The sequence below is a fragment of the Ancrocorticia populi genome (assembly GCF_003123745.1).
GTDB lineage: Bacteria > Actinomycetota > Actinomycetes > Actinomycetales > Actinomycetaceae > Ancrocorticia > Ancrocorticia populi.
In genome coordinates this window covers 375,325-390,448 of sequence record NZ_QETB01000003.1, presented here as the reverse complement: position 1 = coordinate 390,448, position 15,124 = coordinate 375,325, and the positions used below count along the sequence as shown (strand labels likewise).

At 57.9% G+C, this 15,124-nt stretch carries 14 protein-coding genes and 1 pseudogene; 11 read left to right on the top strand and 4 right to left on the bottom strand.

All coding sequences use genetic code 11. From position 1 onward, the window contains the following. The 4 genes and pseudogenes from DD236_RS12055 to DD236_RS07125 all read left to right on the top strand — a co-directional run. A pseudogene (locus DD236_RS12055) lies at window positions 1–293 on the top strand (HTH domain-containing protein); the annotation flags it as partial. A gap of 42 nt (window positions 294–335) precedes the next feature. Next, entirely contained in the window at window positions 336–1,412 is a 1,077-nt protein-coding gene (locus DD236_RS07135) for a Mu transposase domain-containing protein (RefSeq protein ID WP_165819855.1), read from the top strand. Window positions 1,413–1,490: 78 nt separating this feature from the next. Further along, window positions 1,491–2,261, top strand: coding sequence for an IS21-like element helper ATPase IstB (istB, locus tag DD236_RS07130; protein ID WP_109093681.1), 771 nt, complete (start codon window positions 1,491–1,493; stop codon window positions 2,259–2,261). Between the two features lie 293 nt (window positions 2,262–2,554). Then, window positions 2,555–3,100, top strand: coding sequence for a YceI family protein (locus DD236_RS07125; RefSeq protein ID WP_109093680.1), 546 nt, complete (start codon window positions 2,555–2,557; stop codon window positions 3,098–3,100). 163 nt (window positions 3,101–3,263) lie between these two features. On the opposite strand, the gene DD236_RS07120 is transcribed toward DD236_RS07125, so the two are convergent. Beyond that, complete coding sequence (locus tag DD236_RS07120; protein WP_109093679.1) at window positions 3,264–6,014, bottom strand: phosphoenolpyruvate carboxylase; 2,751 nt, start codon at window positions 6,012–6,014, stop codon at window positions 3,264–3,266. Window positions 6,015–6,072: 58 nt separating this feature from the next. After that, window positions 6,073–7,194, bottom strand: coding sequence for a calcium:cation antiporter (locus DD236_RS07115; RefSeq protein ID WP_109093678.1), 1,122 nt, complete (start codon window positions 7,192–7,194; stop codon window positions 6,073–6,075). A gap of 141 nt (window positions 7,195–7,335) precedes the next feature. Between DD236_RS07115 and DD236_RS07110 the strand changes: the two genes are divergently transcribed. The 4 genes from DD236_RS07110 (at window position 7,336) to DD236_RS07095 (ending at window position 10,649) form a co-directional block, all read left to right on the top strand. Beyond that, entirely contained in the window at window positions 7,336–8,088 is a 753-nt protein-coding gene (locus DD236_RS07110; RefSeq protein ID WP_207785736.1) for an AzlC family ABC transporter permease, read from the top strand. Continuing rightward, the gene (locus DD236_RS07105) at window positions 8,085–8,405 is read left to right on the top strand and encodes a branched-chain amino acid transporter permease (protein ID WP_109093677.1); all 321 of its coding nucleotides are present in this window, start codon (window positions 8,085–8,087) and stop codon (window positions 8,403–8,405) included. The genes DD236_RS07110 and DD236_RS07105 overlap by 4 nt, the downstream gene beginning before the upstream one ends. Before the next feature lie 69 nt (window positions 8,406–8,474). Further along, window positions 8,475–10,082, top strand: coding sequence for an aldehyde dehydrogenase family protein (locus DD236_RS07100; protein WP_109093676.1), 1,608 nt, complete (start codon window positions 8,475–8,477; stop codon window positions 10,080–10,082). Between the two features lie 132 nt (window positions 10,083–10,214). After that, window positions 10,215–10,649 (top strand): Fur family transcriptional regulator, encoded by a 435-nt coding sequence (locus tag DD236_RS07095; RefSeq protein ID WP_109093711.1) that lies wholly within the window; start codon window positions 10,215–10,217, stop codon window positions 10,647–10,649. Window positions 10,650–10,652: 3 nt separating this feature from the next. Here DD236_RS07095 and DD236_RS07090 read toward each other — a convergent pair whose 3' ends face one another. Further along, window positions 10,653–11,075 carry an organic hydroperoxide resistance protein gene (locus DD236_RS07090; RefSeq protein ID WP_109093675.1) on the bottom strand — a complete coding sequence of 141 codons (423 nt, stop codon included), beginning with the start codon at window positions 11,073–11,075 and terminating at the stop codon, window positions 10,653–10,655. A 163-nt stretch (window positions 11,076–11,238) separates the two neighbouring features. Between DD236_RS07090 and DD236_RS07085 the strand changes: the two genes are divergently transcribed. Further along, complete coding sequence (locus DD236_RS07085) at window positions 11,239–12,300, top strand: NADH:flavin oxidoreductase/NADH oxidase (RefSeq protein WP_109093674.1); 1,062 nt, start codon at window positions 11,239–11,241, stop codon at window positions 12,298–12,300. 148 nt (window positions 12,301–12,448) lie between these two features. Continuing rightward, entirely contained in the window at window positions 12,449–13,315 is an 867-nt protein-coding gene (locus DD236_RS07080; RefSeq protein WP_109093673.1) for a P1 family peptidase, read from the top strand. Here the strand turns inward: DD236_RS07080 and DD236_RS07075 are convergent. Continuing rightward, the gene (locus DD236_RS07075) at window positions 13,303–13,974 is read right to left on the bottom strand and encodes an NUDIX hydrolase N-terminal domain-containing protein (protein WP_109093672.1); all 672 of its coding nucleotides are present in this window, start codon (window positions 13,972–13,974) and stop codon (window positions 13,303–13,305) included. The two genes, DD236_RS07080 and DD236_RS07075, sit on opposite strands and share 13 nt — an antisense overlap. 148 nt (window positions 13,975–14,122) lie before the next feature. Between DD236_RS07075 and DD236_RS07070 the strand changes: the two genes are divergently transcribed. Then, window positions 14,123–15,118, top strand: a complete 996-nt coding sequence (locus DD236_RS07070; RefSeq protein WP_109093671.1) for a hypothetical protein — start codon at window positions 14,123–14,125, stop codon at window positions 15,116–15,118. The last annotated feature ends 6 nt before the right edge of the window (window positions 15,119–15,124 follow it).

Here is a 15,124-nt window from a genome sequence, read left to right as displayed (position 1 = left end):
ACCGTGATGGAACTAGTGGACGCGAGATCGCTCGCCGGCTCGGTGTTTCTCGTGACACGGTCGCTAAATATGTGGCGATAGACGACTTTTCCCCACAGGTCCCGGTGAAAGCCTGCCGGACCCGGCGTGTGATGACGGACCCGGTGAAGCAGCTCATTGATCAGATCCTTGAACTCGATCGTGGCTGTCCTCGTAAACAGCGTCATACCGCCAAACGGGTGTTCGAGCGTGTTGTCGCCGAGAAAGATTATCAGGGCTCTTACCGAACTGTCAGTGCCTACGTCAAAGAGTGACATGAGGCCCACCAATCCCCGTCTGATGGGTTTGGAGAGCTGGTGTGGGGCCCAGGGGATGCCCAGATCGATTTCGGGCAGGTTCATGTGATTAATGCTGATGGTGATGATGAGACTCATTCGATGCTCGTGGTCTCTTTCCCGTACTCGAACGCTCGCTATGGTCAGCTATATCGCGGGGAAACTGCCGAGTGTGTGTGCCACGGGCTGCAAACGATCTATGACCATATTGGTTTCGTTCCCTGTCTTCAGGTCTTTGATAACGCGACAGGGATCGGGCGTCGTGTCGGACAGATCGTCAAAGAGTCAGACTTGTTCGCTCGTTTTCGCACGCATCACGGCTTCCACTCACGTTTCTGTAATCCGTATTCAGGTAACGAGAAAGGGCATGTAGAAAACGCGGTGGGATACCTCCGCCGGAACCTGTGTGTTCCACTACCCAAGATCGATGATATCCACGCTTTTAACAAGGAGCTGCTGGATCGTTGTGATGAGCTTTTAGAACAGGACCATTACCGGAAAAAGGACAAGCTGTCTCTTCTGCATCGTGACGATCAACAAGCCGGGCTGCCTCTACCAGTCCATCGTTTCCAGCCCGTCAGATTTGACACACGGCAAGCCGATAAGGACGGGCGGATCAAGTTTGAGAACAACTATTACCTGATCGGTGGGGCCTACGCTGGCCGCGAGCTGACGATCTCGATCGGGGCTGAGGACCTTAGGTTCTTCACTCCTGATGGCATCCAGGTTGGCAGGCTCACCCGGTGTTTCACCCATAGCGCTACCACCATCGCGGCTGAACAGTCCTTGCTCGATATTCTTGTTACTCGTCCCGGAGCTTTTAGCCATTCCCCGCTCCGCTCTCTCATGCCCACCGCCTTGGTGAGCGCTTTAGATCAGGCGTCCTACAACGATAAACGCCACGCGATTAAAGCTCTCACGGCCACCAGCACGGCCTGCGGGTTTGATGCCACGATGAACGCTGCCGAACACCTTCTAGAGCGCTCCCAGCCCTTAAGCCAGGCCTCTCTGGATCTTCTGGCCTCTAGCGCGGGCAGTATCTATCACCCCAACCCAGCCGTCGATCTGGCCATCTACGACACCCTAGCCGCGAGCTAAACCACCCAATCTGTACACCCTCTTGCCCCGGGCCACAGCCACGGGGTTGATCTGCCACACCCTGACAAAAGGACAACCATGACCAGTAAACCCATCACCACACCCGCCACCTGTCCCCATCCAGGAGAGCTCCTGACAACCGTGCGTGCCCACGCGAAAGAAGCCCGACTAACCGGTCAGGTCCTCGACACACAACTCGCCACGATCACCAGTGACCAACTCGTCTTCCTTGCCGCCTATCTCGAAGCTGAAATCACCTCCCGGCGCGCCTCCGCCCGCCGGCGTCTGATCGCTGCCGCGCATCTACCCACCATCAAAACCCTCACCGGGTATGACTGGGACCGCCTCACCCTGCCATCTACGCTCACACCCGCCAACCTCGCCGAGCTAGAATTCCTCACCCGCGCTGAAGACCTCATCTGTTACGGCGATGTCGGCTGCGGGAAAACACACCTGGCTACCGCGCTGACCCACACCGCCTGCCAAAACGGCATCAAAGCACGCTTCACCACCGCCGCTGATCTGGTCATGACCCTCCGAAAAGCTAAAAACGAGGGCCGCCTGGACCGCGAACTGGCCCAACTCGCTAGATTCCAGCTCTTAACCATCGACGAGCTCGGCTACCTCCCCATCGACCCCGAAGGAGCACGACTCCTCTTCCAAGTCATCAACAACACCTACGAGAAAACCAGCCTCATCATCACCACCAACATCGAATTTTCCCGCTGGGGCACCATCTTCGGTGACGACAACATCGCCGCCGCCATCATCGACCGACTCATCCACCACGGACACCTCATCCGCCACACCGGCACCTCATGGAGAGTCGAAAACGCACTCATGAAATAACAACCACACAACACCCTAAAAACAAACCACAAAACGGCCTACAAATAACTTGCAAAACACACATGAGACTATCCTTCCGTGTTAGTCCACATCTCCACCAGACCCCGGCCGCTTCAACACGGTCTGCTGGGGGACAAGATCCGCCGGGGCAGCAGTGTGAGAATCTTCGGGCGCAGGTAGAGTGATGTACGTAACACAAGTTGGAGCATGGGTTTGGAATAGTGCAACATTCAATTAAGTTACTGTTATTGAACGCGACGGATGGACCGCTCGCGATGATCGGAGGAAGAAACATGGTAGATACGGCAGCACTGACTGGTAACTGGACGATCGATCCGGCTCACACGACGATCGGCTTTTCGGCCCGTCACGCGATGGTGACGAAGGTGCGGGGAACGTTCGACGAGTTCGAGGGATCCGCATACACGGACGCGGAGACGCCAGGTAACTCCCATGTCGAGGTTTCTATCAAGACTGCCTCCATCAACACAAACAATGAAGCGCGCGATCAGCACGTGCGCACCGGCGATTTTCTTGACGTAGATACGTACCCAACTATGTCCTTCAAATCCACGAAGGTGGAGCAACTTGACGAGGAAACCGCCCGCATCACCGGCGACCTCACCATCAAGGAAACCACCAAGGAGATCAGCATTGATTTCGAGCTGGGTGGCGTGGCACAGGATCCGTTCGGTAACACCCGCATGGGCTGGGAAGGCTCCACCACCATCAATCGTCAGGATTACGGCGTAACCTTCAATGCCGCGCTCGAGACCGGTGGCGTGTTGGTGTCCGATAAGGTCACCCTCGAGATCGAGATTTCTGCGATTAAAGCGTAACACTGGATTGGCTCGGGCGGTACTTGTAGCGGTTTTGGGCAAGGCACCAACCGGCGAACTAGTCGCTGTTGGAACTAGACTCTCTCGGAGCGAGAAGTAGTTAGAACAAGAAAGTGGGCGGCACCCCAGCGGGTGCCGCCCACTTTCGTAGGCTTGCCAGAAGTTACCCCGTATTCTTCAATCCTGCGGAAACCCCGGAGACGGAGAGCAAGAGCAGGTGCTGCCACTCGGGTGCACCTTGGGCACCGGATGTGGAGCCATCGCGCGATTGGCCGATGGGCATCTGGGAGCCGGGTGCCTGCGAGTCCGTGTCGTTAGGCGAAGGCTCCTGTGAACGGAGGACGCGCAGGGCACGTAGCTGCAGCAGCGAGAGCGCATCCACATAGGGGCTTCGCATCTTGACTGCAAGCTGGAGTTCGGGGCGATTATCGATGATTCGGCCGTTTCCAGTGGTATCGGTGATATCTGTGATCCAACGGCGAGTCAACGCCATCTCATCCAAAACCATCTCGGTGAAATCGGGACGGTCTCCCAATTGCAGATACCTCTCAGCGATTCGCGAATCGGCCTTGGCGATGGACATGCCCACGTTATCGATCATCGTGGTGAATAGCGGCCACTTCTCGTACGCTTCGCGAAGCACGTTCAGATCGTTAACCTCTTGGAGTGCCGTCCCCAATCCGTACCAGCCCGCGAGATTAAGCCGGGCCTGCGACCACGAAAATACCCAGGGAATGGCACGCAGATCGGCGAGGGATTTAACGGACAGGCCCCGCCGCGCCGGCCGCGAACCAAGCGCAAGCTGGCCGATCTCCTCCATAGGAGTCACTGTTGCAAACCACGGGGCAAAACCCTCCGCGTTCACCAGTGCGAGGAATCGCTCCTTGGAAGAGCGATCCATTACGCGAGCAATATCAGCGAATTGTTCAGAGGCGTTGAGGTTACGTTGTTCGATGGAAGGGGCCGCTGCTAACAAGGTCGCGGCCGCAACCTGATCGATGTGGCGCATGGCTATTGTTGGATCGCCATAACGGGCGAAGATCACTTCACCTTGCTCTGTGAGTTTGAAGCGGCCGCCAACCGAATGAGGGGGCTGGCCGAGAATGGCGGTGTTGGTAGGCCCGCCGCCGCGCCCGAGCGATCCGCCACGGCCGTGGAATAAGGTGAGTTTTAGGCCGCGTTCAACTGCCCATTCGGCGATGTTCGCCTGAGCCTCGTAAAGCGCCAAGGTCGCGGCAACCGGCCCAACGTCCTTCGAAGAATCGGAGTACCCGATCATCACCTCGACATCCCCGTCGGTTTCCTGTAACCGCTCGGCATACTCGGGATACTTCGCGATCTTGCTCAGGATGGCGGTGGACGCCTGCAGATCGGCGTAGGTTTCGAAGAGCGGAATGACGTCCAGCACGGGGGCCTTACCACCCGGTCCCACCGCGAAATGGGCGAGTTTATAGACGTTCTCAAGATCGGCTGCGGACTGAGTGAAGGAAACGATGTATCGCCGGGAGGCCTCCACCCCGTAGCGTCCCTGAAGCTGAGCGATAGTGCGGAAAACCTCAAGGACTTCTTCAGTCTCGGTACTCAGCTCGCCACCAGCCTCGCATTCGGCCAAGGCCCGGGCGTGCACCATCGAGTGTTGACGTACCTCAAGCTCTGCCAGATGGAATCCAAACGTCTCCACCTGCCAGATGAGCTGCTGCAGATCGCCGTACGCTTGGCGATTCGCCCTAGCCCGAGCCAGAGAATCCTGAACTAACCGCAGATCGGAGATAAGCTCTTCCGGTGCGGAATAGGCCAAATCGGCGTTACGAGTGCGGGTGGCTTGAATCTTGCGCGATACAAGCATGAGTACCCGCTTATGTGGCTCGTCGGGGGCTTTGGTGATGGCGCTGGCAGCGCCGTCTTCATCCGCCGTAGTGAGCTGGTGCCAGCGCGCCTTCAGCTCGGGACTGGAAGGAGTGGTATCCGCTGATAGCGTCAAGGTACGCGCAACTCGATCGGCGGTTACCTCGAGCCCGCGCAGGATGTGATCGGACGAAATGGCCAGAGCCTTCTTCGTGACGGAGGCTGTCACGAACGGGTTTCCGTCGCGATCTCCACCAACCCATGTACCCAACCGAAGAAAAGGCTTGATGGCCGGGGGAGTGCGCCCGGATTCGTCTCCCTGAAGGATGTCGCAGATGCGCCGATACACCTTGGGTACGGTGGTGTAGAGAGTCTCATCGAACACGGCCATGATAGAGCGGACTTCGTCCTCGGGCTTTGGCTGATGCTCTCGGACCGGGGCGGTGCGCCACAAGGTGTCAATCTCTTCCAGCAGCCGCCGCTCCATACGGTGCTCGTACACGGGATTGCTCGGATTTGCGTAGCGCTCTTCGAGGTAATCATCGAGCCTGCGGATGGAACTAGATACGGCGCGCCGCCGGGCCTCAGTGGGGTGAGCGGTGAAAACCGGGTGGAACCGCATGGTGCTCAGGCGCTTACGTGCGGCACTTTCTCCAATTTCCTCGATCAGTCGGCTGTAAGCGCCAGCCACCGTGTCGGTGCCCGTTAGATCTGATCCCGTCTCCTGGTGCAGCAGTCGAGTCCGGTAGAACTCCTCAGCTAGATTCACTAGATGGAAGTAGACCGTGAAGGCCCTCGCTACTTCGTCCGCGCGTTCAACAGAGAAATTCTCTACGATCTCTTCGGCCTTCTCGAAGGAGGCCGAAGTCTCATCTGAATACGCTGTGATCATGGTCTGGCGGAGTTGCTCAACGTCCTCATAAAGGCCCGGCGATCCACTCTCGCGCAACACGCGGCCCAGCAATGACGTCAGGAGCCTGACGTCTGCTCGGAGTTCCTCGGGAAGCTCGATATCGCCCACAGCGCGGGCGCCGAGCGAGGCAGCGGGCGTGACATTCTCTTCAGACATGTGGCCATTGTAGGGCGTTGAATAGGACTTTCATCCCACAGTGTCGAGTAGTGAGCATCTAGACCAACACGAAGGTAAACACCGTATAGGCCACGAAAAGGGCAAGGTGCGCGATTCCTGACCGAACCCGCGGCCTCCCACGAAAGCTGACCAACGTGAGCGCTATTGTCGCGGCAAACAGAAGCAGGTTCGCCGTACTCTCGGCCAAAATTACAGTCTGCCGTGTGACGTCCCCGATCACCAAGACGCTTGGGATCGTCAGACCAAATGTGGATAGTAGGGCCCCGTGACAAAGGTTAGATACTCGCTGAGATTCACCTCTGAGGGCGGCCTTGATCGTGGTAATGGTCTCGGGCAGAAACACGATGATGGCGATAATTGCGGCGGGTAGCGCAACTGGAAGCGTGAAGCGGCCGGCCATAAGTTCAAGGAGAGAGGCCATATTGTGAGCGAGCATCACGATGGGGATGGCGGTCAGTAACAGGACAATAGAGCGTAGAGCGATTTCTGTGTTGTTAGTTTGCACAACATCTGAGCGGGTGGCCGCTTTGGGTGCGGTGCCGACCTCCTGAAAGTGCTGGTGGCGCTTACCTAGCTGAAGCTGAAGAAAACGCGCGTAACACACGGCTACACCAACGGCCACGAGCCCCGATTGGAAGGCATCATACGTACCCGTAACCACCGGGATATAGAACACAATGAGCCCGAGGATTGCGATACGCCCTAGGTATGCACGAACTCCGGCCGAGTTGGGTTTTTTGGCCGACGACGACGAACTACCCATCACCACCAAAGCCACTCCCGCAACGAGGTTCATGATGATCATCGAAACGGTCATGATGGAGTCACGGGCCACTGTCTGATGCTCGCCAGGACCGAGCATCACTGCCGAGATTAGGACAACCTCGATCACCACAATCGACAGGGTGAGAATAATGGTTCCGTACGGATCGCCTAGGCGCTCAGCAAGCTTTTCGGCCTGGGCAACCACTCCGAAAGAGGACAAGATGATGATGCCGATCAGGGCCGCAAGGAATATCAAAGCCACCGTGGTTGACGGCTGACGCGGGATGAAGGGCGAAAACAGGAAGGCGAGCCACCCGAGTGCTAAGCGAAAAAGTGCTAGGGGCGTCAATACTTGCTTGAAGGTTTGCGCAGGGGAAGGAGTGTTAGCAGACAAGATCAGTCAACTTCTGTAGGGCCGTCCCCACTCCTGAATCAGCCAGCGGGCCGTCCCGTTGGCTTTTGGGAAGTATTATAGCCAACTTTCCGCCATGCGGCCTCTTGAGCAAAGCCGCCATTTCACGTCTAGGCTGGAGCAGTGTCTCAATCCTCGTCTCACCGTGATAAGGCCGCCCTCGGCCAAGAGCTCGCTAAGGGATGGCGCACAATTCTCCCGGCGGCGCTTGCAGCTGTTCCCCTCGGCCTCGCGCTAGGCGTGCTTGTTGTCCAGACCGGTCTCGAGTGGTGGTGGGCTCCGATCCTATCTGCGATCGTCTTCGCTGGATCGATGGAGTTCCTCCTTCTCGGGCTGATATCTGCAGTGACACCGCTACCGCAAATTGCGTTAAGTGCCCTACTGGTCAACTTCCGGCATGCGTTCTATGCGCTGTCGTTTCCTTTGGAGCGTGTGAAAGGGATCGGATGGAAGCTCTACGCCACGTTTGCGCTGACGGATGAGGCCTATGGCGTTTCTGCAACGCCACATTCACACACATGGTCTCGCGCGCGCATCATCACTTTAGAAGCGTCTTTCCACCTGTGCTGGGTTGTGTGCGTAACAGCGGGCGCCCTCTTGGGAACGCTGATTCCTTCGTCGGTCAAAGGCCTAGACTTCGCCGCTACCGCCCTGTTTATTGTTTTAGGGATTGAAGGGTTCAAGGCCCAGGGATCGGTTCCGATACCGATCATCGCGCTTGGATGCGCGATCATTGGCGCGTTGATTTCTCCCGCGAACATGCTCGTTATCTCGATGGCGCTCTTCATCCTATGTCTGATCGCCATGTACTTCTTTAGGGGCCGGGGCACTGGGGCTTCCCAGCTGGACTCCGCTAGCGGGGAGGGGCGGCTATGACTCACGGATACGTCCTTGCAGCGATACTTGTGACCGCGGCTGTCACCTGGGCCCTCCGTGCCCTACCCTTCGTCATGCTCGCTCCACTTCGCAACAGCGCTATCCTGCGTTACATCGGGGATGCGATGCCGGTTGGTGTCATGTTCCTGTTGGCGGCTTACACGCTGCGCGATACTGCCGTCTCGTGGCAGGCCATTGGGTCTGTCGGTCTTGCGGTGGCCGTTACCGTGGCGATGCATCTGTGGAAAGGTAATTCGCTGATTAGCATCTTTGCGGGTACAGGTGTGTACGTGGTGCTGGCGTCTACCTTGCTGTAACAGCTAGGTAATGGGCGAGTTCGCTTCTAGCTGTGCCCTAGGGACAGATAGCCCGCGTAGAATTTCTCTATGGTAGATAGAGACACAGCCATACAGGAAGTAGTCAGCGCTACCCGCGAGGCTTTTGATTCTGGGCGTACTCGCCCGCTCGAATGGCGCCGAAACCAATTGCGGGCGTTGGATGCAATGCTGGGCCAACCCGAGTTCGTTCAAGCACTCTTCGAAGATCTCCACAAAGGCACCACCGAAGCTCAACTCACCGAGATTGGCGTTGTGCGTGGCGAGATCAAGCTAGCTCTAAGGAAATTGTCCCAGTGGGCACGGCCGAGGCACCTTGTAACACCTCTGACGTTTCAGCCTGCCAGCGCGAAGTTAGTGCCAGAACCGCTGGGTGTTGTCCTCATTATCGCCCCGTGGAATTATCCGCTTCACTTGACTCTTTTGCCTCTAGTGGGCGCGATCGCCGCGGGTAACGCAGTGGTGCTCAAACCCAGTGAGCTCGCTCCGGCAACGTCTCGAGCTATCGCGAGGTACGTCCCGCTATATATGGATGCGCGTGCCGTCAAAGTTATCGAAGGCGCCGTGCCAGAAACCACCGAGCTGCTTGCTCAGCGGTTCGATCATATTGTTTACACCGGTAACGGCAAGGTGGCCCGAATCGTTATGGAGGCCGCATCGAAGAATCTGACCCCCGTCACGCTCGAACTCGGAGGCAAGTCGCCTGTATGGGTTTCGGATGCCGAGCAACTCGATGCGGTTGCCGGTCGTGTCGCTTGGGGGAAGTACGTCAACGCGGGTCAAACGTGCGTAGCGCCCGATTATGTACTCACTACGCCCGATCTGGTCCGCCCTCTCACCAAAGCACTAAAGCGGGCCATCGCGCAGCGGTGGGGAGAAGATCCCCGAGCGAGTGCCGATTACGGCCGGATCATCAATGAGAAGCAGTTCGATCGGTTGGTTTCCTATCTTCCAGCTGGTTCCATAGGTGCCCACGCGGAGCCTCAGGTTGACCACGTAACGGGTACTAGCCCCGATACAGGCTCCTTCGAAATCGCGCACGGCGGCCGAGTGGATCGCGAGAATCTATATATAGAACCGACGATTGCGGTGTTGCCTGCCCTGATTCCCCAGTCCGATGCTTACAGTCCCAAAACGATAGGGCAATCCTTCAAGATAATGGACGAGGAGATCTTTGGGCCGATCCTGCCCATTGTCCCGGTCCCAGACTTGAATACGGCCATCGCCTACATCAATAGCGGGGACAAGCCGCTCGCTCTCTACTCGTTTGCCGCGAATGATGATGAAGACCATCGCTTGGAACGCGAGACGTCTTCCGGTGCATTCGTGGTTGGGGCCACGATGATCCAGGCAGGCGCGGATTCGATTCCTTTTGGTGGAGTAGGTGAGAGCGGAATGGGGAGGTACCATGGCAGGTACTCATTCGATACCTTGAGCCATCTCAAGCCCGTGCTGCGAAAGCCGTTGCGGCCGGACACCCTCAAGCTTGTCCAGCCGCCATATGCCACTGATTCTGCCGAAACTTCTGTGTCTGCCGAATCTATGAATTCTAACGATCTCGGCCCATTTTCGACCGTTCCAGCTTCTCTCAAACGGGCCGCTCGTAGTGTCGAGCACTCAGTCACTGCGGCGGTGAAGCGGAAGTTTCTGGGCGGTTAGGCCCGCTATAACACGCGAGGTACTACTGGTCATCAGGAAACTTCTACCTTGAAGTGGACGAAACTTGAGTATTTCTCGTCACTGATTGGGCCTAAACCGGAGTTAGTCCAGAATAGCGGTTACGATAGTGATATGAGCGATCACGATTTCAAGGCGGCCCTGCGCGGTGCAGGGCTACGGGTGACCGCACCTCGGCTCGCTGTACTATCCGTGATTTCGGAGAGCAAGCACGTTGATGCCGAGACGATTATTACCGAGGTGCGCCATCAACTGGGGAAAGTCTCCCAGCAGACGGTCTATGACACCCTCCATGCGCTCACCGATGTGGACATCTTGAGGTGTATGACACCCGATGGCGGCGCCTCGCTCTACGAAATCGAACATCACGATAATCACCATCATTTACTCTGCCGCAGCTGTGGGCGTTTGGTGGATGTCGCGTGCGCAGCGGGAGAAACGCCCTGCATTCATCCTCCGGAGGAGGGCAAGCTAACGATCGATTTCGCTGAAGTGATTTACCACGGGATGTGCGCTGAGTGTACTGCAGCAGCACACTCAGCGGCATAGGTACTAATCGTCGGAGACGGTAACTGTCACCTCAATATTTCCCCGGGTGGCATTCGAGTATGGGCACACTTGGTGCGCCGCATCAGCAAGCTTCTGGGCTACGTCATGATCAACACTAGGGATAACAACTTCTAGCGCTACTGCGAGCTCAAAGCCACCGTTGCCGTCGTCGCCAATCGTTACCTTGGCTCCCACGGACTCGTCTTGAAGCTGGACCTTCTGCTGGCCAGCTACCAGACTCAGCGCAGAATGGAAGCAGGCTGCGTATCCGCCGGCAAAGAGCTGTTCGGGATTGAATCCGTTACCCGGTCCGCCCATTTCCTTGGGCGTTGCCATATCTAGGTCCAGCGCGCCATCGGCGGCTCGTACGTGGCCGTCGCGTCCGGCCCCAGTTGAAAGTGCTTCCGTTGTATACAGCGGCTTCATGATCTTTCCTCTCTCTTGGCGTGGCTCGAGTCTTCCCTTCTGTGCTGTGTAACACAAGGGGTTATCCACCACGAGCGAAAAGGTTGGGACGGTGCCAGACCTGCGGTAGAAGCAGTCATTAGTCTTGATAAGAGAACACGGAAGGACAGCACACGTGACGCACATGCTCTTTGAACCGATAACGCTGAGGGATACAACGATCCGAAACCGGATGTGGGTCCCTCCAATGTGCCAGTATTCGGCGGAGAAGCAGGATGGAATCCCAACTTCATGGCACCTCATGCACTACGGAGCCTTTGCTCGTGGCGGTGCAGGACTAGTCACAGTGGAAGCGAGCGCAGTCGCACCAGAGGGTCGAATCTCTCCTCAGTGCCTTGGCATCTGGAACGAGGAGCAGGCACAGGCATTCTCCCCGATCACTGAACTTATACATTCCCAGGGCGCTAGGGCAGCGATTCAGCTTGCGCACGCCGGGCGGAAGGCCTCGACGTATCGCAGTTGGCCCGGTGTCCCCGAAGGTTCGGTGCCCATTGAGGAAGGCGGTTGGCAGACGGTGGCTCCCTCACCCGTGGCCTTTGAGGGGCTAGCCGAGCCTCGCGAGCTCAGCGTTGATCAGATACATGAACTTGTGGCGGCCTTCGCTCGGGCTGCCCGCCGAGCAGTTGACGCCGGTTTCGATATCGTCGAGATCCACGGAGCGCACGGATACTTAGCGCATGAGTTCCTTTCTCCCGCCAGTAATCGCCGCACGGACGAATACGGCGGCACTATGGCAAACCGTGCGCGGTTCCTCCTCCAGATCGTCGATGCCGTTCGTGCAGAGGTATCTGTGCCGATCATCGTGCGGCTGTCCGGAACGGAATGGACTCCTGAGGGGTACTCGCTAGAAGAGATGATCGATCTGTGCACGTGGCTTGGGACAGCGGGTGTGGACTTCCTGTCCATCTCCACGGCGGGCAATATACCGGGAGTTTCAATCCCCGTCGGACCTGGGTATCAGGTTCCTGTGGCTCAGGCCCTGCGTGAGGGCTCTCATATGCCCGTGGGTGCGGTTGGCCTTATCGTTGATCCGGCACAGGCCGAACAGATCGTAGCTCTCGGTCAGGCGGACGTGGTCTATCTTGGCCGTGAAATGCTCCGTGACCAGAACTTCCCGATTCGCGCAGCCCGCCAGTTGAGGTACCCGGAGCCGTATATTCCGTCGCAGTATGCGAGAGCCTTCTAGCGGCGTTCGGAACGCAGAAAGTAAGGAGACAACATCATGAAATTGTGGCAATGGGATGGCCGTAGCACGTTCGGAGTGGTCGCAGGCATTCTCCTAGGATGGATCTCCGCTGCTCTTTTCGCTAACCCGTCTCCGATAAGCTAGCGAAATGGCGAACTCAATTGGGGTATCGGGTGTCAGGATCGGGCACTGGACTGCCCCTCAAGCACAAACGGGCTGCAGCGTTATCACGCTTCCAGAAGGAACAGTCGGGTCCGGCGAGGTCCGCGGGGGAGCGCCCGCTTCTCGCGAACTCGATCTCTTGGCGTTGGACAAAGCGGTGGAATCAATTGACGCCATCTGCCTCACGGGCGGTTCGGCATTCGGATTGGCCGCCGCAGACGGCGTCATGGCCTACCTCGAAGAACATGACCGCGGCGTGCCCACTGCCGCAGGCAAGGTGCCGATCGTTCCCACTTTGGGCATCTACGACTTGGCCGGCGGGGATCCGTCCGTCCGCCCCACGCGAGAATCTGGATACGCTGCCGCGCAAGCCTCCGAAGGAGACCAAATCCTTGCCGGAAGAATCGGTGCGGGCACCGGTGCATACGTGAGCCAGTGGCGCGGGGAAGATAGGCGCCCGGGCGGTGTGGGCTACGCGGAACACCATCTAGGTGAGCTAGTTGTCTCCGTTATCTGTGTGGTCAACGCCTTCGGTGATATCGATCTAGGGGAAGCGCCCATCTCCCTCGAATCCGCGGAGCTCATTTCTCAGATGATCCCCACGCGTACGCACACAACAGTTGGTGCCGTCCTCACCAACGCACAGCTAGACAAGGTGGGCTGCCAGATCCTAGCTCAGGGAGCTCACGATGGATTGGCCCGTGCGCTCACCCCGCCACATACCCGATTCGACGGCGATGCCTTCATCTCTGCGGCAACGGGTGAGGTCCCCACACAGGTTGATGTTGTACGGCTTCTCACCGTAGCCGCAACATGTGACGCGATCCGATCGGTGGGAAATCAGTCCACGTAAGCGGGCCCCGGATTCAGCCAGTGCTCCTTGAGTAAGACGAGTTGCTCGGGCAGCGTCCTGCTCAACGATAATTCGGGAGGATTGTCCACATCGAACCAACCGATCTGGCTGGTCTCGATGCTGGTGAAGGCTAGATCTTCAGCCGACTGCTGCTCGCAGATAAAGAAGAGCTTGTACACCTGATGATCGATCGGCGGATAGTGCGGCCAGCTATCGCGGTCAATGAGAGCGGCGAGCTGGCTCACCTTCGTGATAAGCCCGGCCTCCTCGCGAACCTCCCGCTCAACTGCCTCAGAGGGCTTCTCATTGATATCGCACCAGCCACCTGGCAGAGTCCATCTTCCTTCATCGGCGATTTCACGAACGAGGACAACTTCGCCGTCGTTATTGAAAACCCCGCCCCGGACGTCTACTTTAGGAGTCGTGTAACCGGCCACGGACGCAACTTCGCGGCGGTACGGGGGTAGTTCCTTTTCGCCGACAAGGTTTGTGAGCGCCTGCGCGAGTTCGCCGATCTCGTGGAAGCGCCCAATATCGAATTGGTCCTTGCAATACCACAGGCCCGATTCTGAAATTGCGGTGAGTTTGCGGGCAATTCGGAGGATCTCCGGCGCTGGCGAATTATCCGACTGGTGTGCTTGCGAGGGCTCTGAAGTCATGGCTTGAGCCTAGCGAGAGCCGGTGCGGTGACACAATTTCCGGGGGTAGGGCTAGGAGAGCCTGAGGCCGGGCAGCCCAGCGCCAGCCCTGTAAGGGCCCGAGCATCCTAAGTTAGGCTGAAGGGGAGAACGATTCAGGGAGCGCACAATGTGGAAGAAGTGGCGTCGGCGCCGCCAACTGAACAAGGTACAGCCGGGTGACGGCTCCCGGTTGCGGCCGTTTCGGTTCTATCAGGTGTTTACTCGATCGCTGTTCTACATCTCCCTGCAGGATTCTGAACCGGGAGCGGTACCGGACATGGAACCGGTGGCGGGACCGGAAATCGAAAGCGAATCAAGGCCAGCGGAGGCGGCAGCTGATGACACGCGTTCCGGTTGGGGCCGCGCAGCCGGACGCGCAGCACACGTCTATGCGGTAGATGTCAGGTACTGGGCGGACTGGATAAGCGATTCGGACAGTGTTGATGAGGTCGCAGAGGAGTCTGACGATTCGTGGGGCCTCGGGCTTGACTGGGTGTTCGGGACTGGTTCCGGTGATGAGTCTGGTTCCGTTGATGACTCTGACTTCAGTGATGACTCTGGCCTCAGTGATGACTCTGGCCTCAGTGATGACTCTGGCTTCAAGACCACGGCCAACGGGGAGGGAGCTACCCCTCCCGCCGCTCTTTACCGTGATGGCGCTCAGGTTTACCGTTCAAATGTGCCTGCAACGTTTGAGGTTCCGGGCGGCGTGATTGAGGTTGCGACCTCCACATTTGGCCTGAGGAGGATGCACTTCGTTCCTGGCACTCCCACCAAATCCGGCGCCGAAACCGAGAGGCTCCTGCAACCCGACAAGCGGAGCGCCGAGGGAAGAAGGGCGCAGTTCGGGCGGAGATTTCCGAAGCTGAGCAGGATCATGGGTTGGATCGCCGTGGCGATCCTCCTCGCGGGCCTCGCGGTGTGGATTCCGCAGGTGATCGAGACGGTCACTCATTGGGACGCGGTCTCCGGGTACGTGGATCCATTTGTCTCGCCCATCAATGTGGCGCCGGCGGTGGAGTACGGCCTCCTCGCGGCCGGGCTTGTTGCCGCGTTGGAGAGAGCGCTGACGATTCGTAGCCACTGGCTCATCGATTTTGAGTCCTTCTGGTGGGATTTGTAGATGCGC